Raw genomic sequence first — 25601 nt, forward strand, 5'->3', positions numbered from 1 at the left:
CCGCCGCCACCTCGGCCGCGGGGCTTTGTCACGCCTGGAGGCCTCATTGAAGCTCGTCACCAGATCCCAGTGGGGCGCCCGCCCCTACCGCACACCGAACGGCGCGACGCCCTACAGCCGAGCCCGCCGGGGCGTGAAGCTGCACTACCTCGGCACCGCCTACAGCGACCGCCCGCACGAGCGCTGCGACGACTACGTCCGCCAACTCCAGGCGCAGCACATGGACGGCAACGGCTGGTCCGACATCGGCTATTCGTTCATCGTCTGCACGCACGGCTTCGTGTACGAGGGCCGCGGCCTGCGCCGCCGCAACTCGGCGAACGGCGGCACGAGCCTGAACGAGCAGGACTATGCGGTCTGCCTGCTCGTCGGCTCCTCCGGACTCACCGAACCGACTGCCGAGCAGCTGCACGGCGCCCGCGACGCCATCGAGTACTGCCGCAGGGAAGGACCGGCCGGGACGTGGCTCGGCGGGCACCGCGACGGCTACGCGACCACCTGCCCGGGGGCCGCGGTGTACGCCTGGGTGCAGAAGGGAGCACCGCGGCCGGGCGGGGACGGCACGCCGGTGCCTGAGTACGAACCGTTCCCGGGCGCCAGCTTCTTCATGAGCGGGTCAAAGCCCGCCCTCGGCAGGAAGTCCCGGATCTTCACCGCGATGGGCAAACGCCTCGTGGCGGTCGGCTGCGGCCGGTACAAGGTCGGCCCCGGTCCGGTTCTCGGCCAGGCAGACGTCGACTCCTACGAGGCCTGGCAGAGGAAGTGCGGCTTCACCGGCGCGGACGCGAAGTGGCCGCCCGGCGAGGCGACGTGGGACCGCCTCAAGGTCCCCAACACCTGAAAGGAACGCCGATGAACGACGCCCTGCGTCATCCCGCAACAGAGCACCTGCTCCAGTACTTCACCAGCGACCACCTCCCCGAGCACCTCGCACGGGTCGCACGCCCCTGTGCGGACCTTGCCGACAAGGTCATTGCCGTGGTGCCGGACGGGCCCGAGCTGACCGCAGGGCTCCGCAAGCTGCTGGAGGCCAAGGACTGCTTCGTCCGCGCCGCTCTCGACACCACCAAGGAGCCCTAACCATGCGTATCTCCAGCATCGCCAAGTCGATCGTCGCCGGTGTCGCCGCGGGCTCGGCCGCCGCGGTCGCCGCCACCCAGGACGGCACCCTCGCCACCGGCGAGATCGTCACGATCGTCCTCGCCGTCCTCGGCGCGTGGGGCATCACCTACGCCGTCCCCAACAAGCCGAGCCCGGTGGTACCGACCCCCCCGTCCGAGCCGACGGTCTTCTGATGCGAGCGGCGGCCCGGCGGCTCCGCGCGCGGCTGGGCCGCCGCGGCATCGCACTCGTCCTCCTCGGCCTCGCCAAGATCTGCTACGGGCTGGGGTTCGCTCTCCAGCCCGACCCGAACCCTGTCGGCCTCGGACTGCTCACCCGGTGGGCGGACCTGCGCTGCTGGTCCTCGGTGTGGATCGTCTGCGGCGCGATCACCTTCGGGTTCGCGTGGCTGCGCGTCGGGCGCGATGGCCTCGGCTTCATGGCTGCGGTGGTCCCGCCGATCGTGTGGGGTGGCGCGTACCTGTGGGGCGCTGTGCTGGGGGACTACCCGCGGGGCCTGGCCATCGCCGCCTGGTACGCCATCGGCCACGTGGGACTGATCCTGTGGGCCTCGGGGGTCCCCGAACATTCCGTACCCCACCCCCAACTGCGGGAGCGTGGTAGATGACCGGCACATGGGGCGTCGTCGCAGGCATCCTCGGCTCCATCCTCGGCGCCACGGCGCTCCTCGGCAGCGGGCTCTTCGCCGCGCGGGCTACGCGGGCGGCAGCGCGGACCACGGCGGAGGCGACGCGCGCCCAGGCGCAGGCCGCCGCCGAACCCGCGCAGCGGCAGGCCGACCTGGCTTCGTTCCGCGAGATCAGAGACGAGATGAAGGCGAAGATCGAAAGGCAGAACGAGCGCATCGACGCCTTGTCGGGCCTGGTGCTCGCCTACTCCTGGACCGTCGACCGGCTCATCCACCGCATGCGGGCCGCAGACATCACCCCAGACCCCCGCGACATCCACGACCAAGTCCGCGAACACATGCACACGAGATCCTGATGAGGCCCCCCTTCCGCCTTCGGGCGGGAGGGGGGCCTTTTCGTGATGTGCCAGGTCAGTCCTTCTCGCCGATGGCCGCGCGCAGCCAGTCGAGCGGAGCCTGGGCAAGGAGCTGGTCGGCGAGTCGCTGCCCAGAGTCCGTCACGATCCGAGCCCGACTGTTCTTCACCCACCGCTGCGCAGACTCGAAGCCCTGCGCCTTGTATTCCAGCCCTTGCAGCATGCACTCCAGCTTGTCCGCGTCCCGTGCACAACGCGCTTCGAGCGAGTCCTGTGCCTCGTACTCGGCCACGACCGCCCGCACCGCGACGCGTAGAACCTCCGGCATGGCGGCCGTCTGGTCGGCGGTGACCTCCTGCGGGTCCGCCTTGCGCCCGATGTACTTGCGGCCCAGGTAGTTGACGTCGCCCGTTCGCGACTCCTGCGAGTCATGCCAGACCGCCATGTGGGCAGCACGGGCCGCGTCGGCCCCCTCCAGCGTGGCGATCACCGACGCGATGACGGATGTGCGCCACGAGTGCTCGGCTACGCTCTCAGGGTCGCGGACGCCCGCCATCCACCAGCCTGTTCGGCGAGCCGCTTTCAGCGTGCCCGCCTCCCACAGGAAGTGCGCCACGTCCGCGAGGTCCTCGTCAGCCACGGTGTCCCCTTTCACGCCTCGGCGAGGCGGATTGCGTACCGGATGCTCTCCAACTCTCGCTGAGCCTGCGGCGAAAGCTGTGGATCATCCAACAGCACGGGAATGCGTGCGCGCAGGGCCCTGCCTGTGGCCGACTTGGCGCGCAGCAGGTGGGGGCGAGCTGCGAGGAGTGCCCACAGAGTGTGGACGTTCAGATCGAAGAAGCCGTGTCGCCGCGTAAGGCCTTTGACCATGTGGGCCATCAGCCGTTCGCCGTGCCAGGGCCCGGGGGAGGCCTCGCCGATGAAGTCGTCCGATAGCTCTACCTGCTCGGCCTCGCCGACCCAGTACGCCCAGTAGTTCAGGTTCGCCGCCTCGGCCCGGTCGTCGTCTCCGAGTGTGCGCGTGATGAAGTGCGACATCCGGTCTCGGTCGCCTTGGCGAGCGGCCACGGCGGCGACGGAGCGGGAGTTGAGCCAACGGGAGAGCCAGTCGTCCGGCCGCTCGGTCCGCTGCTGATGCGCGAGCCACTCCCGCGTATCGGCGTCCCGGTCGAATCCACTGAGGTACAGGGCCTGTCGCCGGAGCAGGAAGTTTTCACCGCCGCGCGCCTGTTCGGCTGTCTCCCGCATCCGCGTGAAGAACCGCGTGCGGTCCTCGGCAGGAAGGTCGGGGGCTGTGGGAACAGGGCCGCGGCGCGGTCTCTTCGGCGGGGGCAACTTCCGGACCGGCGCCGGCGCTACCCCGTTCAGCGGCCATGTCAGCACCTCGACGAGATCACGTTGCATGACCCAGGCGCCGAGCGGGCTGGCTTCGGTGGGCGCATCATCGTCGAGGGCGCTGGCGAGCAGGACGTCCGCTTCCATGGCCCGTTCGAGGGCGGCAAGAAGCTCAGGGCCGGTCCCGAGGCGCATCAGGCGGTGACGGTGGACGAGCATCTGCCCGACGGGCACCGACGTCAATGGCCGCCGCCCTGATTCCCATCCAGCGATGGTGTCCGGGGAGACGCCGAAAGTCTCGGCGAAGGCGTCCTGCGTGTGCCCCAACTGCTCGCGAATCACGCGGAAGACGTATCCGGAGATGATGCCGGCTCGGCTGCGTTCGTGCTTGCCCTGACTGCCGGTCAGGGTTGAACGCATGTGGTGCTCCATGATCGGCCCCTTGCCTTGCTCGGCGAGCCCTACCCGTACTCACGGTCACTTCTGGCGGCAATCACCGCTACCTACTGTCAAGGGGTGATGACCGGCAACTCAGCGTAGTGGGAGTGGTGTCACGGTGGATGCCGTAGAGGGAACTTCGTTCGCCCTGCGAGGACCGGATGGTCCGAGTTCAGGTGAAGCTGCGGTCGACTGGATGGCGTGCGCCCAGCAGGCGCCGGCGCAGGCCCAGCGGGAGTGGAGGGACAACGGAGTCGCCCTACTCCCTCTCGGCTCGCGATTCGAGGCGGCCCGCCTCCCCGAGCAACTCGTGCTCGCGGCTATGTGCACGACGAACCCGCAGCAGATCACCGCGCTCCTCCCCCGAGCCCTCAACGGTCCCGTGATCTACGACAACCGGGCCATGGGTGGCACGTACTACGCCCTCATGCGGCCCCGCGCCGACCGCGCGTGGACGCACCAAGCTGTCGCACCGCGCCTCGGCGCGGGTAACTACCTCGTCGTGCCACGGCTCGACCGCACCCATCCGCCGGGCACGCACTGGGTGGTGACCCCCCGGTTCGGCGGCGACCTATGCGAGCCGGAGACCGTCGAGGCGCTCATCAGCTGCGGGCTCGGCGTTCGCCAGGAGGCGCAGCGATGACGCCGCAGACCAAGGCTCCGGAACTGGACCAGGTGGAGATCCGCCAGATGATCGCCTCGCACACCTACGGCTGCCACCGATGCCACATGCTGGGCCGCATCTGCCCCAAGGGCCGCAGTCTGCGCCGGGAACTAGAGGCCGACTGCGAGCCACCAGCCGCGTCACGCATGAACGGCGGCCCGAAATGAGTGAGGGCACCCGGTTCTGCTCGCACTGCGACGAGCCGATCACCAAGGACCACCCCGGTACGTCCACCCTGAAGCACTCCATCTCTGGTGCCGGCGCCCTCATCTGGACCCACAACGAATGCCCGCGGCTGCCCGCGTTCGTGCGCCGCTACCCCACCTAGACCCCCGGCGGCGCCCCTGGGGAGGGGCGCCGCCGGGATGAGGGCGGCCCGCCCGTCGCCGACCCCGGGGCGGGCCGCCCACCGCTACACGAGGTCGCGGAGCGGGACGGCAAGGGCGTGGGCGATGCGGAGCAGGGTCGAGAGGGTGGCGTCCTCGCCCGCCTCGACGCGCTGCACGGTCCCCCGGCTCAGACCAGACGCAATCCAGATGTCGTCCTGGGTCAGCTTCTGGCGGAGCCGCTCGGCGCGAATGGCAGCACCGACGGCCCGGCGGCGGTCGGCGATCCAGCTGTCATCCGCGGGCAGGTCTCGCACCTGCCCCAGCCAAAGGTGATCATGAAGGAATGTCTGCCCAATACATTAGGCTTTTTAGCGATCAAGCTCCCCGCCGTCAGCTTGGAGAGGCTCGTGCGGCGGGCGAGAGGGCGGCGGCTCCACGGCCTCCTGGGGCGGCCGCCCGCAGGCGGAAGGCCCCGACCGGAGAGACATCCCGGTCGGGGCCTTCTGGCGAAGATCACTAGGCCTTCGGGCCAGCAGGGGGCCAGCAGATGATCTCCAAGCCCCCGAAATCACGACGAAAGCCCAGTCGGGACCCTCCCCGAACTGGGCTTTCTCTGTAGACCGTGTGGGACTCGAACCCACAACCAATGGATTAAAAGTCCACTGCTCTGCCAATTGAGCTAACGGTCCTCGGTGGTGCTCCCCCGAGCATAGCGGGACACGGCCCGCCATCCGATCGGGTATCGCCCTAGACGAGCCTAGAAGGGCCCGGAAGAAAGGCAGTGGCCCCCATCCGAGTGCGGATGGGGGCCACTGTCAGTGTCAGCGCGGCTCAGTGCCGTCAGCCGTTGCGCTTCCAGCGCGGCTTGTCGTCACGGCGTCCGAAGGTGCCCGTGCCGGTGCCGGAGCGGTCGTCGCGGCGGTTGAACGACGGGCGCTCGTGGCCGCCGGAGCGGAAGCCGCCCGAGGGGCGGTCGTCGCGGCGGTCGCGGTTGAACGGGCGGTCGCTGCCGCGGTGGCCGCCGGAGGGGCGGTCGTCGCGGCGGAAGCCGGAACCGGAGCCCGAGGCACCGCGGTCGTCACGGCGCTCGAAGGAACGGCCGCCACGGTCGCCGCCCGAGGGGCGGTCGTCACGACGGAAGCCGGAGCCACCGCCACGGTTGTCGTCGCGACGGTCACGGTTGAAGCCGCCCGACGGACGGTCGTCACGGCGGAAGCCGGAACCGGAGCCACCGCCACGGTTGTCGTCACGGCGGTCACGGTTGAAGCCGCCCGACGGACGGTCATCGCGACGGAAGCCGGCACCGGAGCCACCACGGTCGTCACGACGCTCGAAAGAACGGCCGCCACGGTCGTTGCCACGGTCGCGGTTGAAGCCGCCACCCTCGCGACGGTCGCCGCCACGGAAGCCCGCACCGGAGCCACCGCGGTCGTCACGGCGCTCGAAGGAACGGCCGCCACCGCGGTTGTCGTCGCGGTTGAAGCCACCACGGTCGCCGCGGTCGCCGCGGTCTCCACGACGGTCACGCTCGTAGTTGCCGCGCTCGTCACGCTGCGGACGGCGGTTCTCGTACGAGGAGGAACGCTGCTCGCGAGCCGGACGCTCGGTGCGCTCGGCGACGGGCTGCTCCGGAACCGACACGGCGGCCTCGATGACGGCCTCGGCAGCGGCGGCGGCCTCGGCGATCGCGGTCTCCGGGTCCTCGCCGCGCTCGCGGGCGGCACGCGCGGTGAGGCGATCGGCCTCCTCGCGCAGCTCGGCGGCGCGGCGGGTGGCGCGCTCCAGCTCCTTGGTCAGCTCCTTGACCTCACGCTCGGCCTGGGTCGCGGCGTTGCCCGCGGAGTCGGCCTGGACCTCGGTCATGGAACGGGCGCCGGTGATCTCGGCGACCTCCGGGTCGAAGGTGCCGCCGCCGTTGATGATGTGGCGCGTGGCGTCGACGCCCGCGTCCTCCATCAGGCGGAAGATCTGGCGGCGCTGGTGCGGCAGGGAGAGGGAGACGACCGTGCCGCTGCGACCGGCGCGGGCCGTACGGCCCGAACGGTGCAGGTAGTCCTTGTGGTCGCCGGCCGGGTCCACGTTCAGGACCAGGTCGATGCCGTCGACGTGGATGCCGCGCGCGGCGACGTCGGTGGCGACGAGGGCGTTGACGTAGCCCTTCTTGAAGTCCTCCAGGACGCGGGTGCGGGCACCCTGCGTCATGCCGCCGTGCAGCGCGTCGGCCTTCACGCCCGAGTCGCAGAGCTGCTCGGCGATGCGGTCGGCGCCCAGCTGGGTGCGGACGAAGATGATCGTGCGGCCCTTGCGCGCGGCGATGGCGGCCGTGACGGGCGCCTTGTCGCGGGGCTTCACGATGAGGATGTGGTGCGTCATGGTCGTGACGTTGCCCTGGGCGCTGTCGACCTCGTGCGTCACCGGGTTGGTCAGGTAGCGCTTGACCAGCGTGGAGATCTCGTTCTCCATCGTGGCCGAGAACAGCATGCGCTGGCCGCCGGACGGGACCTGGTCGAGCAGCTCGGTGACCTCGGGCAGGAAGCCCAGGTCGGACATCTGGTCGGCCTCGTCGAGCACCGCGATCTGGGTGTTCTCCAGCGAGCAGGCGCCGCGGCTGATGATGTCGCGCAGACGGCCCGGGGTGGCGACGAGGATGTCGACGCCGCGCTCCAGGGCGTAGATCTGGTTGCCCATGGACGTACCGCCGCAGACGACCTTCATCTTGAGGCCGAGCACGTCGCCGTAGGGCTGGAGGGCGTCCGCGACCTGCATCGCGAGCTCGCGGGTCGGGGTGAGGATGACGCCGCGGGGCTTCTTCTTCTCGGTGCGGCCACCCTCGGCGAGGGTCGCCAGCATCGGCAGGCCGAAGGAGAGGGTCTTGCCGGAGCCGGTACGGCCACGGCCCAGGATGTCCTTGCCGGCCAGGGCGTCCGGGATGGTCGCGGCCTGGATCGGGAAGGGCGTGGTCACGCCGTTCTGGGCGAGCTTGCGGACGATGCCCTCGGGCAGACCGAGGTCCGAGAAGGTCATCTCGGGCTCGGCGTCGGCGTCGGCCTCGGCCTCAGGGGTGGTGTCGGCGTCGGGGGTGACCTCGGCGACGTCCTCGGACTCGACGATGTCGGTGGCCTCGACGGCTTCGACGGCCTCGACGGCGGTCTCGGCGGCCTCAGCGGCGGCCGTGACGGCCTCTACGCTCTCGGCGACCTCGACCGCGTCGACGGCGTCGGCAACCGCGACGGTCTCGACGATCTCGTTCTCGGGCAGGACGGCGTGGTCAGAACTGATAATGGACATGCGAAATGCGAAACCTTCCGGAGTCTCGGCACGCGCCCGTCAACTCCGTGATTTCGCAATGGACCGCCTCGATGCGGTCAGCCACGGCAAGGGAGAGTACGCGCCACGCGGCGCTCTTCTGTGTCGGCGCCGGGCAAATGAGTATCAAACGATCTACCACCATACGCACCCCCCACCCCAGATGGCAAACCGCCCCCACCTCACCCCCTCCCACCTGCGCATACGAGATTTCAGCCCCGCCCGCCGACCATCGGTGGCGCTACTGCGGTCCCGCCTCCGGCGACGGCTCCCGCTCCTCGATCCACGCGCTGCGCCGCTGCAGCTGCGCGCCCTGCCCCGATCCCTCGTGCGCCGACGAGGACGGCTCCGGAGTGGTCGGATCCGGCGTCGGGGTCGGCGTGGGCTTCGGCGGCTCGGGCTCCTGGGTCGGCCGCGTCGGAGTCGGCTTCGGCCGCGTCGGTACGGGCTTGACCGGTCCGCCGCCCGGTTTCGTCGGTCTCGCGGAGACCTGGGCGGAGGCGGAGCCCGACGGCTTCCCGCCCTGGGGGGCCGCGTCGCCGCCGCCCGAGGAGTCACCGCCCTTGCCCTTCCGCTTGCCCTTGGCCTTCCCCTTGTCCCGGCCCTGCCCGCGCTCGCCTCCGGACGCGATGTCGTCGCCCCGGGTCACGGACTTGCCGTCCGAGGCGGCCGCCCCGCCGCGATCGCCCGCGGAGCGTCCGGGCCGCGGCCCGTTTCCGTCGTCACTGATGCTCATGCAGCCCGCCGTGGCAGCGACGGCCACCGCGACCGCGGCCCAACGGATGGGAACGTACAACTGGCGCACGGCCGAGCACCTCCTGAGGCGCTGAGAATCGGGACGCCCTGCCCAACTCCCGCGGCCCGCAAGAGGACACGGACGACACCCACGCCCGCACCGCCCCCACACACCCGCATCAGGCCCCGCGCAACCGCTTTCGCCCGCCCCCACCCGGCCCCGTACCCGGACCCGCGCGACCGCTCTCGCTCACCCGTACCCGAGCGCGTGCAGCCGGGCGTCGTCGATCCCGAAGTGGTGCGCCACCTCGTGCACCACGGTGATCTCCGTCTCGGCGACGACGTCCTCCCGCGAATCGCACATCCGGAGCGTGGGCCCCCGGTAGATGGTGATGCGGTCCGGCAGCACACCCGCGTACCACTCACCGCGATCCGTCAACGGCGTCCCTTCGTACAGCCCGAGCAGCTCGGGATCGTCGGAGGGCGGCTCGTCCTCGACAAAGACGGCCACGTTGTCCATCAACCGCGTTAATTCCGGCGGAATCCGGTCAAGAGCCTCGCCGACCAGTTCCTCGAACTCCTCGCGCGTCATCTCCAGCACTCCCCCATTGTCGGCCACGCCACCGCCCCCGTCCCGGCATACCCACCACCGCAACTGGGCATACGGGACCAATGGCTCGCACTCGCCGCACCCGTACCGCAGGCGAACTGATCAGCCCACCTCACCCCTTCGCGCGCGCCCTCGGCCTGATAGCCGTCGTCCTCTTCGGCGCCTGGCTCGGTCTGCTGATCGTCGGCAGCGTGCACGCGCCCGTGGGCCCCATGGACACCCGCATGACGCTCCGGCCGTCCCTGACCGGCGGCACGAAGATCGACGTCTCCCCGCTCGGCGCCCTTGAGCTGCGCTCCCACACCGCCCCCATCCGCCTCGACGTGGACGTCGACCGCCTCGACCCGGTGCGCGCCCAGGCCCTGGTCGACCACCCCGAGCGGCTGGCGGGCCTCCAGGACGAGGTGGCGCGCGACGTCGGCCACGGCACGCTCGACCTGGCCATACGTTCCTGTGTCGCCGTCGTCTCGGGCGCCACCGCGCTCGGCCTCGCCGTCTACCGCCGCCCGCGCCGCGCCCTCGCCGCGGGCGGTCTCGCGCTCGCCCTGCTCGCGGCGTCGGGCACGGCCGCGTACGCCACCTGGAACCCGAAGTCGGTCCTCGAGCCCAAGTTCTCCGGCCTCCTCAGCAGCGCGCCCTCGGTCGTCGGCAACGCGCGCAGCATCGTCAGCGAATTCGACGTCTACCAGCAGGAGTTGGCCCGTCTGGTCACCAACGTCACCAAGCTCTACGACGTGACGTCCACGCTCCCCGCCTACCAGCCGGACCCCACCACCATGCGGGTCCTGCACGTCTCCGACATCCACCTCAACCCGGCGAGCTGGAAGATCATCGCCTCCCTCGTCGAGCAGTACGAGATCGATGTCATCGTCGACTCCGGCGACACCATGGACCACGGCTCGGCCGCGGAGAACGCCTTCCTCGACCCCATCGAGGACCTCGGCGCCCCCTATGTGTGGGTGCGCGGCAACCACGACTCGTTCACCACCCAGCGCTATCTGGAGCGCTTCAAGAACGTCCACGTGCTCGACGACGGCAAGGCCGAGACCGTCGCCGGCCTGCGCTTCGCCGGGATCGGCGATCCGCAGTACACCCCGGACCGCTCCACGAAACAGGAGGGCTCCGCCGTCCAGCACATGGCCGGCATCCGCCTCGCCTCGGCCCTGCGCGCCGAACGGGCGGCCGGTACGCCGGTCGACGTGGCGATCGCGCACAACCCGACGGCGGCGCGGGAGACGGACGGCGAGGTGCCGCTCGTCCTCGCGGGGCACGTGCACCGGCAGGAGATGGAGGTCATGGACGGGGGCACGCGGCTGCGGATCGAGGGCTCGACGGGGGGCAGCGGGCTGCGGGCCGTCGAGGGCAAGTACCCCGACCCGGTCGAGGCGTCCGTCCTCTACCTGGACCGTACGACCAAGCGGCTGCAGGCCTGGGACGAGATCAGGCTGGGCGGGCTCGGCCTCACGAAGGCGGAGGTCAGCCGTCACCTCCCCAAGGAGAACCAGCCCGGGGCGACGCCTTCCCCGACGGCGCCCTCCGCTTCCCTCCCGCCTTCCCCCACCCGGTCCGCCGGGGAGCGGGCCCCTGCCCCCCGATAACCGTTTTGGCGATACCTCCCCGCATCCCATATGCTTCTCACGTCCCCGACGCGCTGCAAAGCGCCCAGGCGGGCCTATTAGCCCTCATCGTCTAGTGGCCCAGGACGCCGCCCTTTCAAGGCGGTAGCACGGGTTCGAATCCCGTTGGGGGCACGCAACACTTGTGCGAGACTTGTGCTCGCACAACGCTTGGTCCTGTGGAGCAGTTTGGAGTGCTCGCCACCCTGTCAAGGTGGAGGCCGCGGGTTCAAATCCCGTCAGGACCGCTTGCGATTCCTCGCGGATCGCGTGGCTGGGTAGCTCAGTTGGTACGAGCGATCGCCTGAAAAGCGATAGGTCGCCGGTTCGATCCCGGCCCCAGCCACCTCTTCCGAAGGCCCCGCCCAACTGGACGGGGCCTTCGCCATTCTCCGGCCCCACTGGCTCGGCCCCGGCGGTTCGGCCCCGTCAGCCCGGCCTCGCTGGCCCGGCCCCGCCTTCCCGGCCACCCCGCTCCGGTCTCGTCGGCCCGGCCTTGGCGCCCCCGCTTCGCCACCCCGGCCCCGCCGGCGCGGCCCTGCCAGCCGGCCTCGCCGTTCACCGCCTCGGTGCCCCGGCACGCAGTCCTGTCCCGCCGCTTCGCGCCGGATGTTCCCCTCCCACCCACCCGTTCACCCCGCGCTGCAGGGGTGGGGGTTGGGGGGCTCCCCCAGGGTCGGGTGGGTCGGGGCCCTGGGGTGCCATGTCGGTGCGGCGAGACGGGTGGGTGGGTGGGGAACATCCGCCGCGGAGCGGCGGGGCAGGGCATCGCGCAGGCCCAGGCAAGCCCCGCTCAAGCCGCCCCGCCAGCGCGGGGTAAACGGGTGGGTGGGTGGGAGGAATCCGCCGCGGAGCGGCGGGACAGGGCATCGTGCAGGCCCAGGCAAGCCCATCCGCCGAGGAGCCGCAGGGGGCAGGGCATCGCGCAGGCCGAGGCAAGCCCCCCTCCGCGCGAAGCGGCGGTGTGGGTCAAGGCAGGCTCACACCCACGCGGAGCGGCCGCGCAGGCCCAGGCAAGCTCACACCCACGCGGAGCGGCCGCGCAGGCCCAGGCGATCCCCGCTCAAGGCGCCCCGCCAGCCCCCGCATGGGCAGCCGCACCTCCCCGCCCGCCCGGATGCCGATGCCGCCATACCCAGAACACCGCGCTGGAAAGCACCGCCCATCCCCCGAGCACCAGGAACGGGCCCGCATGCTGGTGGCCGCCGAAGTACACCGCCGTGTGCTGCGCGTTGACCGACGCCCCGGGCGGCAGCCACCGCCCGATGTGACCAAGCACCGACGGAAGCAGCGGCCACGACACCGCGCCCCCGGACGACGGGTTCCCGAGCAGCACCATCAGCCCCCACGTCGGCAGCATCGCCCACCGCCCGAACAACGTGTTGAACATCGTGAAGACCATCCCGGACGCGAACATCGTCAGCGCCAGAATCAGCCACGACTCCACGAACGGCAGATCCACCGCCCCCAGCCACCAGTCCACGACCGCCGCGATGACGAACGCCCCGAGCAGTGCGTACAGCGCAGTGAAGCCGATCCGTTCCGCCGGATTCAGCCCCCGCGCGTGCACGCTCAGCTGAATCGCCCCCACGAAGCCGATGATCACCGCGGCCAGTGAGATGTAGAAGATGGCGAGCCCCCGGGGGTCGCCCTCCTGGAGCGGTTTGATGTCCTTGACCGCCACCGGGACCCCGGCCTTCTCGCCCACCTTCGGCGCGGTCTCCGCGAGCACCTGCGCGACCGAGGCACCGGACGCCCCGGACACGTCCAGGGTCACCTTCTCCTCGCCCACGTCGAGGATCGCGAAGACCTTCTGCTCCTCCACGTCCCGCCGGGCCCCGGCCACGCTGTCGTACCGCCGCACCTCCAGCGAGGCGTTCAGCGCCTTCTCCATGCCGCCGAGGAAGGCCTTGCCGTGCGCCGCGTCCGGCGAGCCGACGACGGCCGTGGGGATGTGGTGGGGCGTCGGGTTCGCCATGGAGTACGTGTACGAACCGGCGAAGAGCCCGGCCGCGGCCGCCAGGATGAAGACCAGGACGATCGCCGGCAGAAAGGGCGACTCCTTGAAGGCGTCCCACCGCTCGGCACGGGTGGGGACCCGCCCGTGCGCGCCATGTGGATGCGGACTCTCCCGCGAAGGCTGACTCTGCTCTCCCGGCTCATGATCAGGCATACGAATACGCTAAACCACACATAAGACATATAAGGCACATAAGGGCGGAATCGCGCGCAAGCTAATCACTAAGCCGTGAATACCTACCCACTCACTCAGCAGCCGACGAAACGGACCTTTCCCTCCGCCGCCACGCCCGCACCCCGAGCACCACCCCCGTCACCACCACGACCGCCGCCAACAGCACCGAGTCCGGCACGGCCCTGCCGACACCGGAGGCCCACCGCTCCACCGCGAACGAGTCGTCCACGTCAAGCAGCCCCGGCAGCGCGGTCGTCCCGTCGTAGGCGAGGAAGAGCGCCCCGAGGCCGATGAAGAACAGCCCGGACAGCAGCGAGGTCGTGTGCAGTTCGAACCGGCCGAGCCGGAAGGCCCGCCCCCGCAGCCAGCTGCGCCGCCCCAGCTCGAACCGCTCCCAGAGCAGCGCGAGGACGAAGAGCGGCACGGCCATGCCCAGCGCGTAGACCGCAAGCAGCAGCCCTCCGTACACCGGACTCCCGCTCACCGCCGCGACCGTCAGGACGCTGCCGAGGATCGGCCCGGCGCAGAACCCGGCGAGCCCGTACACGGCCCCCAGCGCGTACACGGAGACGGCGGTCGTCGGCCGGATCCGCCCCGAGAGCTCCGCCATCTTGCGTGAGGCGAAGCCCATCCCCACCACCTGGAGCACCCCGAGCCCGATGATCAGCCACCCGGCGACGAGCACCAGCTGGTCGCGGTGGCCGAAGAAGAACCGCCCCGCGTACGAACCGGCCGCGCCCAGCGGCACCAGGGTCGTGGCGAGTCCGGCGTAGAAGATGCCGGTCCGCGCGACCAGGCGGGACGTGGAGTCGATCGAGTACGCGAAGAAGGCGGGCAGGAGCAGCGCGCTGCACGGGCTGACGAGCGCGAGCAGCCCGCCCAGGAACGCCGCGAAGTACCCCACATCCGCGGTCACTCGGAGCCGCCCTTGCCGCTCCCCTTGCCCCGGGAATCCGCGGCCTTGGCCGCCGCCTCGATCGCCTGGCCGAAGACCTCGTCGGGCTGCGCGCCCGAGATGGGCCGCCCGTTGACCAGGAAGGACGGCGTGGACGTGGCGCCGAGCCCGTACGCCTCCTCCTGGTCCTTCTTCACCGCCGCCTTGGCCGCCTCGCTCCCGGCGTCGCGCACGAAGCGGCCGACATCCTTGACCCCGGCTTCCTGGGCGAGTTCCTGCAGCCGGTCCTCGCCGAAGCCCTCCTCCTTGGCCCCCTCGGCGTACGCGGCTTCGTGGAACTGCCAGAAGCGCCCCTGCCTCCCCGCGGCCCACGCGCCGCGCGCGGCCCGCTCGGAGTCCGCGCCGAAGATCGGGAAGTTGCGCCACTCGATGCGCAGGACGCCCTCGTCCACGTACTTCTTCACGAGGCCCGGCTCGGTGTCGCGGGCGAACTTCCCGCAGAAGCCGCACTTGAAGTCGGCGTACTCGACCATCACGACGGGCGCGTCGGCGCGGCCCTGGGCGAGCGGGTCCTTGGCGTCGCGCCGCGCGAGCTTCTCCAGCTCGGGGTAGACCCCGGCCTGCGCCTCGGCCGAGGGCGCGGCTCCGGCGGCGGCCTCCTTCACGGTGCCGCCCGAGGAGTCGGAGGGCTTGGTCGCGGTGTAGGAGGCGGCGCCGAGCAGCGCGGCGGCGACGGCGACGCCCGCGGCGATGGCGATGTTCTTCTTTTTGTTGTTGTCGTTCTGCGGCATCAGGAGGTTCTCTCTGTTCCTGTACGTGGTGGAAGGGCCCGGACGCGGGCGCCTCTACACACGCAGGACAGAGAGGTCCACGGGGGAGGGCGGCGCGAGCGGCGGCGGCCCCCGCACCGGCGTCACATCGAGGACGGCCTGGTCGCCGCTCCAGGAACCGGAGCCACCGTGGGCCTCGTACAGCGCGGGCAGCAGATCGTGCGCGGAGCTGGAGCGCGGCGGCGACACGGGGTGCTGCCCCGCGTCCCCCTGCCCGCCCTTGCCGCAACCGGGCCCGTCATGGCTCTGCGCCGCGTGCGCCACCGCGGGGACCGGCGCCTCGGCGTGGACCGGCGCCTCGGCGTGCGCCACCGAGGGCCCGCAGAACCCCCCGAGCACGACGAGCAGCACCACCACCAAGGGGCACCACGCCGTACGCGCACGGGTCAACATGCCCGGAATCGTACGTGCCGGGACACCGCGAAGGGGAAATCGGTTCGCCACCGCCGAGCGGCGGGTGAGATCCTGGACGGCGTATGTCTACGCAGCCCGCCCTCACCCTCGACACCCTCGCCCCCCGCCTGACCGAGCTGTCGCTGCGCGACGAGCACCGGATCGGGCGCCGGCTGGAGGGTGCACGCCGGATCCGCAAACCCGAGGCCCGCGCCGCCGTTCTCGCCGAGATCGCGGCGGACGTGGAGAAGGCCGAGGCGCGGATGGCCGAGCGCGGCTCCCGCGTGCCCGCGATCACCTATCCCGAGCAGCTGCCGGTCAGCCAGAAGAAGGACGACATCGCCGAGGCGATCCGCGACCACCAGGTCGTGATCGTCGCGGGCGAGACTGGTTCCGGCAAGACCACGCAGATCCCCAAGATCTGTCTGGAGCTGGGCCGGGGCGTGCGCGGCATGATCGGCCACACCCAGCCGCGCCGCATCGCGGCCCGTACGGTCGCCGAGCGCGTCGCCGAGGAGATGGACACGCCGCTCGGCGAGGCCGTCGGCTGGAAGGTCCGCTTCACGGACCAGGTCAATCCGGACGGCACGTTCATCAAGCTGATGACGGACGGCATCCTGCTGGCCGAGATCCAGACGGACCGCGAGCTGCGCGCGTACGACACGATCATCATCGACGAGGCGCACGAGCGTTCGCTCAACATCGACTTCCTCCTTGGCTACCTCGCCCAGCTGCTGCCAAGGCGCCCGGACCTGAAGGTCGTCATCACCTCGGCGACCATCGACCCCGAGCGCTTCTCCCGGCACTTCGGGGACGCCCCGATCGTGGAGGTCAGCGGCCGGACGTATCCGGTGGAGGTGCGCTACCGCCCGCTCCTCGAAGACGACTCGGACGACTCCGACCGCGACCAGATCACCGCGATCACCGACGCCGTCGAGGAGCTTCAGGCCGAGGGCAAGGGCGACATCCTCGTCTTCCTCTCCGGCGAGCGCGAGATCCGCGACACGGCGGACGCGCTGAACAAGAAGAACTACAGGTTCACCGAGGTCCTGCCCCTGTACGCACGGCTCTCGCACGCCGAGCAGCACCGCGTCTTCCAACAGCACACGGGCAGACGGATCGTCCTCGCGACGAACGTCGCCGAGACCTCGCTGACCGTGCCGGGCATCAAGTACGTGATCGACCCGGGCACGGCCCGCATCTCCCGCTACAGCCACCGTACGAAGGTGCAGCGGCTGCCCATCGAGGCGATCAGCCAGGCCAGCGCCAACCAGCGCAAGGGCCGCTGCGGCCGTACGTCGGACGGCATCTGCATCCGGCTCTACAGCGAGGAGGACTTCCTCTCCCGCCCCGAGTTCACGGACGCGGAGATCCTCCGTACGAACCTGGCCTCCGTCATCCTCCAGATGACCGCGGCCGGCCTCGGCGACATCGAGAAGTTCCCCTTCATCGACCCGCCGGACCACCGCAACATCCGCGACGGCGTGCAGCTCCTCCAGGAGCTGGGCGCGCTGGACCCCACCCAGAAGGACCCGAAGAAGCGCCTCACCCAGCAGGGCCGCAAGCTGGCCCAGCTGCCGGTCGACCCGCGGCTCGCCCGGATGATCCTGGAGGCCGACAAGAACGGCTGCGTACGCGAGGTCATGGTGATCGCGGCGGCCCTCTCCATCCAGGACCCGCGCGAGCGCCCGGCCGAGAAGCAGGCGCAGGCCGACCAGCAGCACGCCCGCTTCAAGGACGAGACCAGCGACTTCCTCGCGTACCTGAACCTGTGGCGGTACGTCCGTGAGCAGCAGAAGGAGCGCGGCTCGTCGTCCTTCCGCCGCATGTGCAAGGCGGAGTACCTGAACTTCCTGCGCATCCGCGAATGGCAGGACATCTATACGCAGCTGCGTACGGTCGCCAAGCAGCTGGGCATACACCTCAACGACGAGGACGCCCCCGACGACCGCGTCCACATCTCCCTCCTCGCCGGACTCCTCTCCCACATCGGGATGAAGGACGTGAAGGAGTCCAAGGACAGCGGCAAGGACAGCAAGGACCCCAAGCAGCGCGGCGGGCGCAACGAATACATCGGCGCCCGCAACGCCAAGTTCGCGGTCTTCCCCGGCTCGGCGCTCTTCAAGAAGCCGCCGCGGTTCATCATGTCGGCGGAGCTGGTGGAGACCTCGCGGCTGTGGGCCCGCGTCAACGCGAAGATCGAGCCCGAGTGGGTCGAGCCGCTGGCCGAGCACCTCCTCAAGCGCACGTACAGCGAGCCGCACTGGGAGAAGGACCAGGCGGCGGTGATGGCGATAGAGAAGGTCACGCTGTACGGCGTCCCGATCGTCACCGACCGCAAGGTGAACTACGGCCGCATCGACCCCGAGGTCTCCCGCGACCTCTTCATCCGCAACGCGCTCGTCGAGGGCGACTGGCGCACGCACCACAAGTTCTTCGCCGCCAACCGCAAGCTGCTCACCGAGGTCGAGGAGCTTGAGCACCGGGCCCGGCGCCGGGACATCCTCGTCGACGACGAGACGCTCTTCGACTTCTACGACCAGCGGGTGCCCGCGGACGTCGTCTCCGGCGCGCACTTCGACTCGTGGTGGAAGAAGAAGCAGCGGGAAGAGCCCGAACTGCTCGACTTCGAGCGGTCGATGCTCATCAACGAGAAGGCCGGTGACGTCTCCAAGGACGACTATCCCGACTCGTGGCGGCAGGGCCCGCTGAAGTTCAAGGTGACGTACCAGTTCGAGCCGGGGGCGGACGCGGACGGTGTCACCGTCCACATCCCGCTCCAGGTCCTCAACCAGGTCTCCGACGAGGGCTTCGACTGGCAGATCCCGGGTCTGCGCGAGGACGTGGTCATCGAGCTGATCCGCTCCCTGCCCAAGCCGATCCGGCGGAACTACGTCCCGGCGCCCAACTACGCGAAGGCGTTCCTGGACCGCGCGGTCCCCCTCCAGGAGCCGCTGCACGTCACGCTGGCGCGCGAACTCCAGCGGATGGTCGGGGTCCCGGTCTCCCCCGACGACTTCGACCTGACGCGCGTACCCGACCACTTGAAGATCACGTTCCGGATCACCGACGAGCGGCGTCGCAAGCTCGCCGAGGACAAGGACCTCGAAGCGCTCAAGCTGCGGCTCAAGCCGAAGGCCCGGCAGGCGCTCTCGCAGGCCGCCGCCGCGACCGCCGAGCGGACGGGCGGCTCGGCCGTGGAGCGTACGGGGCTGACGGACTGGAGCATCGGCGCGCTCAGCCGCGTCTTCGAGACGCGACGGGCCGGGCAGCCCGTGAAGGCGTACCCCGCCCTCGTGGACGACGGCGACACCGTCTCCGTATGCCTCTTCGACACCGAGGCGGAGCAGCGGCAGGCGATGTGGCGCGGCACGCGCCGGCTCATCCTGCGCAACATCCCGGTCAACCCCGGCAAGTTCGCCTCCGACAAGCTGACGAACCAGCAGAAGCTCGCCCTGTCCGCGAATCCGCACGGGTCCATGCAGGCGCTCTTCGACGACTGCGCGATGGCGGCGGCGGACAAGCTGATCGCGGACTTCGGCGGGCCCGTCTGGGACGAGGCGTCCTACCGGGCGCTCTTCGACAAGGTGCGGGCGGAGATCGTCGACACCACCGTGCGGGCCGTCGGCCAGGTGCAGCAGGTGCTCGCCGCCTGGCAGGCCTGTGAGCGGCGCCTGAAGTCGACGAAGAGCCCCGTGCTGCTCGCGAACCTCGCGGACGTGCGGGAGCAGCTGAACTCCCTCATCAAGCCGGGCTTCGTGACGGAGACGGGCCTGCGGCGCCTTCCCGACCTGATGCGGTACATGGTGGCGGCGGACCGGCGGCTCCAGCAGATGCCGACCAACGTCCAGCGGGACACCAGCCGTATGGAGAAGGTCCAGGAGATGCGGGACGAGTACCTGTGGCTCCTGGAGCAGCTGCCGCGGGGCCGGCCCGTGCCCCAGGAGGTCCTGGACGTCCGCTGGATGCTCGAGGAGCTGCGCGTCAGCTACTTCGCGCATGCGCTGGGCACGGCGTACCCCGTCTCGGACAAGCGGATCGTGAAGGCGATCGACGCGCTGGCGCCGTGAGCGCGGGCGCACGCAGGGTGAGTTCGACCGCCGGGCCTGCGCTGCTGTAGAGTCCTGTCTCGCAGCACAGCGCGCAAGCGGGTGCCGCGAAGCAAGGTCCTGTGGAGCAGTTTGGAGTGCTCGCCACCCTGTCAAGGTGGAGGCCGCGGGTTCAAATCCCGTCAGGACCGCAGTTATGAAAGGGCCCGCAGCCGAAACTGGCCGCGGGCCCTTTCGCATACCCCTGCGCCCGCCGCTCGCCGCCCTGTCAAGGTGGAGGCCGCGCCCGCGGCGAAGCCGCAATCAGACACAGCAAATCCCGTCTGGACCGCAGTACGGAAGAGCCCGCAACCGAAACTGGCCGCGGGCCTTTCGCATGCCCCCGGCTGCCGTGATTGCGGCCCCTCCCCCCATGCCCCCGCGCCCGCCGCTCGCCACCCCACCAAGGTGGAGGCCGCGCCCGCGGCGAAGCCGCAATCAGACACAGCAAATCCCGTCTGGACCGCAGTACGGAAGAGCCCGCAACCGGGATCGGTTGCGGGTCCTTCCGCTTGCCCCGGGCCCCGTAGCGGCGGGCCCTTCTGCTTGCCCCCGGCCCCCGCGCCGCCCCGCGACAAGGCGTCAAGGGTGCCGCAGAGGCATCGCCCCCGCCCCCCACCAGATCCGGCCCGTTCTCGTGTTCGCGTCTTGACTGCGTCACATTCCGCCGGTACCCCAGACAACAGGGAGCCGACGGCGGGCTCCCCACGGGAGGTGACGCATGTCTGCTTCTTCCGCGTCCGCGCGGCACGAGACCCGTGCTCTGCTGCGCGCGCACCTCGCGGCGGCCTCCGGCTACCGCCATCTCACCCGGCACTGCCCCATCTGCCACCGGCTGCTGAGGCTCGCCCTGGAGCCCTCCCCGCACCGCCCCGGCGAGTGCGAGGTGGCCGGGGCCGGCTTCGTCCAGGAGAGCGCCGTACGCGAGGCGCTCGAAGGCGAGTCGGCCGAGCAGAAACGGGCCGAGCGGGGCGAGGACGAAAGTCCCGCCAAGGCATGACCAAAGCCGACGCGCGGCCCGCACCCCGGGTGGGAGGCTGAGAGGCGTGGGCCCAACACCCCTCTAGCGCAGGGGTATCGCACACAACAAGCCGCACGGCGTGTGACGGGTGTCACCGAACAAGTTTTACGAACACCCGAACTTACACCCTCCCTACAACGGGCCAATTTAATATGTGCAATTGCACCACCCCCGGGACGCGCCCCACGGCCCACCCTCCGCGCACCTCGGGGCACGCCCCGAAGGCGCCCCCAAGGCCCCCTCAGAGTGCAACAAGGCCGCTCGCGGCCCCGCCCGCCGGCCCACCCCGGCGCACAAAAAAGATCGCGCTGGACCCGGCGGAGTCCAGCGCGATCAAAGACGACGCACCCATGCGGCTCAGGCGGGCGTGGATCCCGTTGGGGCGGGACCCTCGTCGTGTGTAGCTATATGTCGGACGTACGACCAGGTTGGGGGACCCGGCAGTAGTGGTGCTCTTCGCCCGAGTTGTGCGGGTTACTGCTGGTTGAGCGGTACTTCTGGCGTACGTCAGGCCTCGCTGCGCTGCTGCGGGATACCCGCGAGCAGTGCGCGGACCTCAGCCTCGCGGTAACGGCGGTGTCCGCCGAGCGTGCGAATCGACGTGAGCTTGCCAGCCTTGGCCCAGCGCGTCACCGTCTTCGGGTCGACGCGGAACATCGTGGCGACCTCAGCCGGGGTCAGCAGCGGCTCGGCATCAGGGGTGCGAGCGGTCATGAGCGGCCTCCTCGGGAGAACCGAACCTTCTCGGTTCATTCCTCTAAATTCTGCACCTTGACCCGCGTTGCCCGAAATGGCGGACGCGAGTCGAGTCGGTTATAGGACGAACGGCTTGTCCTCGGCACTACAACTACACCATCCGTCCAGCCACGTCGGCCAAACCGATGGAATTGCCCTCCCAGGTGTTCATCACCGACGGAAGCCGATGGACCATGCCATAGCGGACAGTCACGCCACCGTGACGATCAGTCACAGAGCGATCAGGAGTCAACAGACCCCCCATAGAGTGCAATGCTGAGCATTCCGCCCGTACATGGGCGGAAGGAGCCCTCCCCGGGCTCCTTGTCCTATTTTGGCACGAGGGGGGGCGATGGGCGCAAGGGCGCAGTAAAGTGCGGTCCGTCACGCTTGACACAAAGGCCCGGATCGGGACCTACGTCCCGTCACACGATGACCTCGGCCTCGCAGTTCACGAATCAGCCCACGGATCAGTTCGCGGATCAGTTCGCGAACTGGAGATGCCGGACCGCCCGCCACCGCTCCACGAGCCTCGCATACGCCTCGCCGGCCCCCTCCCCGTCACCGGCGCGCAGCGCCTCGATCCCCTCCGCGACATCCGCCGCCGAGTGGTCCCCGTCCAGCTCCTCGGCGGAGAGGGCGTGCACGAGCCCGCCGTAGTCCAGCTCGACCAGGGAACGCGGGTGGAACTCCTCCAGCCACCGCCCGACGTCCATGAGCCCCTCGATGAGCGGCGTCTCGTCCAGCGCGTCCCGCAGCGCCTTGAGGCCGCGCGCGACCCGGCGCCGGGCCTGGACCATCGGCGTGCGGTAGCGCAGGACCGGCGGGGCACCGCGCGCCCCCTTGTCGTCCTTGCCCTCCTTGCCGTCCCCCTTGTCGTAGCGGCGCTCCTTGTCCGAGACGAGGACGAACCAGTGCAGCGGCACCTGCCACGTCGACGTACGGATCCAGGGCCGCGCGTCGGGGTTGCGGGCCAGCCACTCCTCGTAGTCCGCCGCCGTCTGGCTGCGCAGCACCGGCGGGAGCACCGCGTCGAGGACGGGCGTGGGCAGCTGCCCGGCCAGTTCCCCCATGGCCTGCCAGCCGCGCAGCCGGGTCCGCCACGGACAGACGCACAGCACGCCGTCGACCTCCAGGAGGAACGCGTCCCTGCTCTCGTGCACCGGCACCGGCACCGGCGGCGTCGAGACCAAGTCGGCGAGCGAGCGACGGAGTTCGTCCTGGTACGAGGGGCGGTCCGGGCGGCGGGCGTAGCGCGCCCAGTGGTCGCGCTCCGGCTCGGGGAAGGCGGCCAGCGGCTCATAGACGCGCAAGTAGGACGCGTATGGGACCGTCACCGATGACACCTTGGGCACGGCTGCTCTCTCCCCCGGGTACGGACCCGAAAACACTGCTGATCGCGCCGTGGCTGAACAGCGCGGTGGACAGGCTCTAGTCTCATGCCCATCGGGCCCCCGCCACCCGTACGGGAGCCCGCCCACCGCCGCTACTCGACCGGGAGTCACCACAGTGACCGATGCAGACAACGGCGTCCTGCACACCCTGTTCCACTCGGAACAGGGCGGCCATGAGCAAGTAGTGCTCTGCCAGGACCGCGCCAGTGGCCTCAAGGCCGTCATCGCCCTCCACTCCACCGCCCTGGGCCCCGCCCTCGGCGGCACCCGCTTCTATCCGTACGCGAGCGAGGAGGAGGCCGTCGCCGACGCGCTGAACCTCGCGCGCGGAATGTCGTACAAGAACGCCCTGGCCGGCCTCGACCACGGCGGTGGCAAGGCCGTGATCATCGGTGACCCCGAGCAGATCAAGAGCGAGGCCCTGCTCCTCGCCTACGGCCGCTTCGTCGCCTCGCTCGGCGGCCGGTACGTGACGGCGTGCGATGTCGGCACGTACGTACGCGACATGGACGTCGTCGCGCGCGAGTGCCGCTGGACGACCGGGCGCTCCCCCGAGAACGGCGGCGCGGGCGACTCCTCCGTGCTCACCGCCTTCGGTGTCTTCCAGGGCATGCGGGCCTCGGCCCAGCACCTGTGGGGCGACCCGACGCTGCGCGGCCGCAAAGTCGGCGTCGCGGGTGTCGGCAAGGTCGGCCACCACCTGGTCGAGCACCTCCTGGAGGACGGTGCCGAGGTCGTGATCACCGACGTGCGCGAGGAGTCCGTCAACCGGATCACGCACAAGCATCCGTCGGTGACCGCTGCGGCGGACACCGACGCGCTGATCCGCACCGAGGGGCTCGACATCTACGCGCCCTGCGCGCTGGGCGGCGCCCTGAACGACGACTCCGTCCCGGTGCTGACCGCGAAGGTGGTGTGCGGGGCGGCCAACAACCAGCTCGCGCACCCGGGCATCGAGAAGGACCTGGCCGACCGGTCGATCCTCTACGCGCCCGACTACGTGGTGAACGCGGGCGGCGTCATCCAGGTCGCCGACGAACTGCACGGCTTCGACTTCGACCGGTGCAAGAAGAAGGCCGCGAAGATCTTCGACACCACGCTGGCCATATTCGCTCGCGCAAAGGAAGACGGCATTCCGCCGGCCGCGGCGGCCGACAGGATCGCCGAACAGCGGATGGCCGACGCGCGCTGACCGCATGGCTCGGACGCCCGCCGGCGCCTCGGGGAGACAAGACTCACCCCCGTCGGCGGGTCGCCCGCCAAGAAGAGGTTAAAATCGCAGTTGACCAGCGAGGACGGGGCTCCTCGCGGGTTCTGCGCCGAGGCGCGTCCTGCGGGCGACGTACCGTATGGCCGCAGGAACAGGTACCGTGGAAGCCCTACGGACCGGTCTCTCCGAGGAGAGTCCGTCCTAGATCATGAACGCGTGTCAAGACTCTGGGGCCGTCGAGCCCCGTATCCGAGGGGGTCGAGCCATGGGGCGCGGCCGGGCAAAGGCCAAGCAGACGAAGGTCGCCCGCCAGCTGAAGTACAGCAGCGGCGGGACTGACCTGTCGCGTCTGGCCAATGAGCTGGGCGCTTCGACTTCGCAACAGCCGCCGAATGGCGAGCCGTTCGAGGACGACGACGAGGAAGACGACCCGTACGCCCAGTACGCGGATCTGTATAACGTCGACGACGAAGAGGACTCCGACGAGTCCGGTCCGTCGTCGCAGCGCCGCGGCGCTTGACCTCGTTGTAGCGACTGCACTTCACCCGGTCCGGGGTGGTCTCCACACCGGACCGGGTTTTGTGCTGCCTTGAGCGGGTCCCGCCGGTTCTACTTGGCGTAGTCACCGATCAGTGCGGCGCCCGTCGCGTGCTCGCCGCGCTCGGTGATCTCACCGGCGACCCAGGCCTCCACACCGCGGTCGGCCAGGGTGGTGACCGCCGCGTCCGCCGACTCCTCGGGGACGATCGCGATCATGCCGACGCCCATGTTCAGCGTCTTCTCCAGTTCGAGCCGCTCCACCTGGCCGGCCTTGCCGACCACGTCGAAGACCGCGTCCGGGGTCCACGTCCCGCGGTCGACGATCGCGTGCAGACCGTCCGGGATGACCCGGGCGAGGTTCGCCGCGAGGCCGCCGCCGGTGATGTGGCTGAAGGCGTGGACGTCCGTGGTGCGGGTGAGCGCCAGGCAGTCCAGGGAGTAGATCTTGGTGGGCTCCAGCAGCTCCTCACCGAGCGTGCGGCCGAACTCCTCGACGTGGCGGTCGAGCGCCCAGCCCGCGCGGTCGAAGACCACATGCCGGACGAGCGAGTACCCGTTCGAGTGAAGACCGGAGGCCGCCATGGCGATGACCGCGTCACCCTTACGGATGCGGTCGGGGCCGAGCAGGCGGTCGGCCTCGACCGCGCCCGTGCCGGCGCCCGCGACATCGAAGTCGTCCGGGCCGAGCAGGCCCGGGTGCTCCGCCGTCTCGCCGCCGACCAGCGAGCAGCCGGCGAGGACGCAGCCCTCGGCGATGCCCTTCACGATGGCGGCGACGCGCTCGGGGTGGACCTTGCCGACGCAGATGTAGTCGGTCATGAACAGCGGCTCGGCGCCGCAGACGACGATGTCGTCCATGACCATCGCGACCAGGTCGTGGCCGATGGTGTCGTAGACGCCCAGCTGCCGGGCGATGTCCACCTTCGTGCCGACGCCGTCGGTCGCGGAGGCGAGCAGGGGGCGCTCGAAGCGCTTGAGCGCGGAGGCGTCGAAGAGCCCGGCGAAGCCGCCGAGGCCGCCGAGGCCCGCGACCTCCGGGCGCTGGGTCTTCTTGACCCACTCCTTCATCAGCTCGACGGCGCGGTCGCCCGCCTCGATGTCGACGCCCGCGCTTGCGTAGCTGGCACCAGTGGTCTCAGACATGACGGTGAGAACTTTC

General features: G+C 70.4%; 26 protein-coding genes and 5 tRNA genes. 17 read left to right on the forward strand and 14 right to left on the reverse strand.

Annotated elements, in window-relative coordinates:
- Positions 1 to 46 precede the first annotated feature (46 nt).
- From DMA15_RS17700 to DMA15_RS17720, 5 genes are read left to right on the forward strand one after another with little or no spacing between them, the layout of a single operon-like run.
- A complete protein-coding gene (locus DMA15_RS17700) occupies positions 47 to 841 on the forward strand; it encodes a peptidoglycan-binding protein (RefSeq protein WP_125513789.1) in 795 nt (264 codons plus the stop codon).
- 11 nt (positions 842 to 852) lie between these two features.
- Positions 853 to 1080, forward strand: a complete 228-nt coding sequence (locus tag DMA15_RS17705; protein ID WP_125513790.1) for a hypothetical protein — start codon at positions 853 to 855, stop codon at positions 1078 to 1080.
- Positions 1081 to 1082: 2 nt separating this feature from the next.
- Positions 1083 to 1295: a hypothetical protein gene (locus DMA15_RS17710; protein WP_125513791.1), complete on the forward strand. Its 213-nt coding sequence runs from the start codon at positions 1083 to 1085 to the stop codon at positions 1293 to 1295.
- Entirely contained in the window at positions 1295 to 1729 is a 435-nt protein-coding gene (locus DMA15_RS17715; RefSeq protein ID WP_125513792.1) for a hypothetical protein, read from the forward strand. Before DMA15_RS17710 ends, DMA15_RS17715 begins: the two co-directional genes overlap by 1 nt.
- A complete protein-coding gene (locus tag DMA15_RS17720) occupies positions 1726 to 2106 on the forward strand; it encodes a hypothetical protein (RefSeq protein ID WP_125513793.1) in 381 nt (126 codons plus the stop codon). The genes DMA15_RS17715 and DMA15_RS17720 overlap by 4 nt, the downstream gene beginning before the upstream one ends.
- Before the next feature lie 55 nt (positions 2107 to 2161).
- On the opposite strand, the gene DMA15_RS17725 is transcribed toward DMA15_RS17720, so the two are convergent.
- Positions 2162 to 2746, reverse strand: a complete 585-nt coding sequence (locus tag DMA15_RS17725) for an HD domain-containing protein (RefSeq protein WP_125513794.1) — start codon at positions 2744 to 2746, stop codon at positions 2162 to 2164.
- Between the two features lie 11 nt (positions 2747 to 2757).
- A complete protein-coding gene (locus tag DMA15_RS17730; RefSeq protein ID WP_125513795.1) occupies positions 2758 to 3876 on the reverse strand; it encodes a helix-turn-helix domain-containing protein in 1119 nt (372 codons plus the stop codon).
- Between the two features lie 202 nt (positions 3877 to 4078).
- Here DMA15_RS17730 and DMA15_RS17735 point away from each other — a divergent pair, with 202 nt between their 5' ends.
- The 3 genes from DMA15_RS17735 to DMA15_RS36710 are packed head-to-tail and all read left to right on the forward strand — an operon-like array spanning position 4079 to position 4874.
- Positions 4079 to 4525, forward strand: coding sequence for a hypothetical protein (locus DMA15_RS17735; protein ID WP_125513796.1), 447 nt, complete (start codon positions 4079 to 4081; stop codon positions 4523 to 4525).
- Complete coding sequence (locus tag DMA15_RS17740; protein ID WP_125513797.1) at positions 4522 to 4713, forward strand: hypothetical protein; 192 nt, start codon at positions 4522 to 4524, stop codon at positions 4711 to 4713. Before DMA15_RS17735 ends, DMA15_RS17740 begins: the two co-directional genes overlap by 4 nt.
- Positions 4710 to 4874 carry a hypothetical protein gene (locus tag DMA15_RS36710; protein ID WP_164551782.1) on the forward strand — a complete coding sequence of 55 codons (165 nt, stop codon included), beginning with the start codon at positions 4710 to 4712 and terminating at the stop codon, positions 4872 to 4874. Before DMA15_RS17740 ends, DMA15_RS36710 begins: the two co-directional genes overlap by 4 nt.
- Positions 4875 to 4958: 84 nt before the next feature.
- On the opposite strand, the gene DMA15_RS17745 is transcribed toward DMA15_RS36710, so the two are convergent.
- The 5 genes from DMA15_RS17745 to DMA15_RS17765 all read right to left on the reverse strand — a co-directional run bounded on the left by DMA15_RS17745 (position 4959) and on the right by DMA15_RS17765 (position 9517).
- Positions 4959 to 5189 carry a helix-turn-helix transcriptional regulator gene (locus DMA15_RS17745; protein ID WP_125513798.1) on the reverse strand — a complete coding sequence of 77 codons (231 nt, stop codon included), beginning with the start codon at positions 5187 to 5189 and terminating at the stop codon, positions 4959 to 4961.
- Between the two features lie 302 nt (positions 5190 to 5491).
- A tRNA-Lys gene (locus DMA15_RS17750) sits at positions 5492 to 5564 on the reverse strand.
- Positions 5565 to 5715: 151 nt separating this feature from the next.
- Positions 5716 to 8163, reverse strand: a complete 2448-nt coding sequence (locus tag DMA15_RS17755) for a DEAD/DEAH box helicase (protein WP_125513799.1) — start codon at positions 8161 to 8163, stop codon at positions 5716 to 5718.
- Between the two features lie 259 nt (positions 8164 to 8422).
- Positions 8423 to 8917, reverse strand: coding sequence for a hypothetical protein (locus DMA15_RS17760; RefSeq protein WP_346428913.1), 495 nt, complete (start codon positions 8915 to 8917; stop codon positions 8423 to 8425).
- Positions 8918 to 9166: 249 nt separating this feature from the next.
- The gene (locus DMA15_RS17765; RefSeq protein WP_125513801.1) at positions 9167 to 9517 is read right to left on the reverse strand and encodes a metallopeptidase family protein; all 351 of its coding nucleotides are present in this window, start codon (positions 9515 to 9517) and stop codon (positions 9167 to 9169) included.
- A 71-nt stretch (positions 9518 to 9588) separates the two neighbouring features.
- Between DMA15_RS17765 and DMA15_RS17770 the strand changes: the two genes are divergently transcribed.
- The 4 genes from DMA15_RS17770 (at position 9589) to DMA15_RS17785 (ending at position 11488) form a co-directional block, all read left to right on the forward strand.
- On the forward strand, positions 9589 to 11124 hold the full coding sequence (locus tag DMA15_RS17770) for a metallophosphoesterase (protein ID WP_125513802.1): 1536 nt from the start codon (positions 9589 to 9591) through the stop codon (positions 11122 to 11124).
- Positions 11125 to 11204: 80 nt separating this feature from the next.
- Positions 11205 to 11277 (forward strand) — tRNA-Glu (locus tag DMA15_RS17775).
- Between the two features lie 38 nt (positions 11278 to 11315).
- Positions 11316 to 11390, forward strand: a tRNA-Asp gene (locus tag DMA15_RS17780).
- A 24-nt stretch (positions 11391 to 11414) separates the two neighbouring features.
- Positions 11415 to 11488: transfer RNA gene (locus DMA15_RS17785), tRNA-Phe, on the forward strand.
- A gap of 717 nt (positions 11489 to 12205) precedes the next feature.
- Here the strand turns inward: DMA15_RS17785 and DMA15_RS17790 are convergent.
- From DMA15_RS17790 to DMA15_RS17805, 4 genes are all read right to left on the reverse strand, one after another.
- Entirely contained in the window at positions 12206 to 13315 is a 1110-nt protein-coding gene (locus DMA15_RS17790; protein ID WP_125513803.1) for a DUF3533 domain-containing protein, read from the reverse strand.
- A gap of 91 nt (positions 13316 to 13406) precedes the next feature.
- Complete coding sequence (locus DMA15_RS17795; RefSeq protein ID WP_125513804.1) at positions 13407 to 14252, reverse strand: cytochrome c biogenesis CcdA family protein; 846 nt, start codon at positions 14250 to 14252, stop codon at positions 13407 to 13409.
- A complete protein-coding gene (locus DMA15_RS17800) occupies positions 14249 to 15022 on the reverse strand; it encodes a DsbA family protein (protein WP_125513805.1) in 774 nt (257 codons plus the stop codon). The genes DMA15_RS17795 and DMA15_RS17800 overlap by 4 nt, the downstream gene beginning before the upstream one ends.
- Positions 15023 to 15076: 54 nt before the next feature.
- Complete coding sequence (locus DMA15_RS17805; protein ID WP_240659838.1) at positions 15077 to 15454, reverse strand: hypothetical protein; 378 nt, start codon at positions 15452 to 15454, stop codon at positions 15077 to 15079.
- An 83-nt stretch (positions 15455 to 15537) separates the two neighbouring features.
- Between DMA15_RS17805 and hrpA the strand changes: the two genes are divergently transcribed.
- The 3 genes from hrpA to DMA15_RS17820 all read left to right on the forward strand — a co-directional run bounded on the left by hrpA (position 15538) and on the right by DMA15_RS17820 (position 20542).
- A complete protein-coding gene (hrpA, locus tag DMA15_RS17810) occupies positions 15538 to 19524 on the forward strand; it encodes an ATP-dependent RNA helicase HrpA (protein ID WP_125513806.1) in 3987 nt (1328 codons plus the stop codon).
- Between the two features lie 95 nt (positions 19525 to 19619).
- Positions 19620 to 19694, forward strand: a tRNA-Asp gene (locus tag DMA15_RS17815).
- Between the two features lie 569 nt (positions 19695 to 20263).
- On the forward strand, positions 20264 to 20542 hold the full coding sequence (locus DMA15_RS17820) for a DUF6274 family protein (protein ID WP_125513807.1): 279 nt from the start codon (positions 20264 to 20266) through the stop codon (positions 20540 to 20542).
- A 528-nt stretch (positions 20543 to 21070) separates the two neighbouring features.
- On the opposite strand, the gene bldC is transcribed toward DMA15_RS17820, so the two are convergent.
- Both bldC and DMA15_RS17830 read right to left on the reverse strand, forming a co-directional pair.
- Positions 21071 to 21277: a developmental transcriptional regulator BldC gene (gene bldC / locus DMA15_RS17825; protein WP_003949541.1), complete on the reverse strand. Its 207-nt coding sequence runs from the start codon at positions 21275 to 21277 to the stop codon at positions 21071 to 21073.
- A gap of 503 nt (positions 21278 to 21780) precedes the next feature.
- Complete coding sequence (locus DMA15_RS17830; protein WP_125513808.1) at positions 21781 to 22653, reverse strand: hypothetical protein; 873 nt, start codon at positions 22651 to 22653, stop codon at positions 21781 to 21783.
- A 154-nt stretch (positions 22654 to 22807) separates the two neighbouring features.
- On the opposite strand from DMA15_RS17830, the gene DMA15_RS17835 reads away from it, so the two are divergent.
- The gene (locus tag DMA15_RS17835) at positions 22808 to 23884 is read left to right on the forward strand and encodes a Glu/Leu/Phe/Val dehydrogenase dimerization domain-containing protein (RefSeq protein ID WP_125513809.1); all 1077 of its coding nucleotides are present in this window, start codon (positions 22808 to 22810) and stop codon (positions 23882 to 23884) included.
- A 283-nt stretch (positions 23885 to 24167) separates the two neighbouring features.
- Positions 24168 to 24422, forward strand: coding sequence for a DUF3073 domain-containing protein (locus tag DMA15_RS17840; protein WP_125513810.1), 255 nt, complete (start codon positions 24168 to 24170; stop codon positions 24420 to 24422).
- 89 nt (positions 24423 to 24511) lie between these two features.
- Here DMA15_RS17840 and purM read toward each other — a convergent pair whose 3' ends face one another.
- Positions 24512 to 25585: a phosphoribosylformylglycinamidine cyclo-ligase gene (gene purM, locus DMA15_RS17845; protein ID WP_125513811.1), complete on the reverse strand. Its 1074-nt coding sequence runs from the start codon at positions 25583 to 25585 to the stop codon at positions 24512 to 24514.
- Positions 25586 to 25601 lie beyond the last annotated feature (16 nt).

Source organism: Streptomyces sp. WAC 01529, from assembly GCF_003945545.1.
GTDB lineage: Bacteria > Actinomycetota > Actinomycetes > Streptomycetales > Streptomycetaceae > Streptomyces > Streptomyces anatolicus.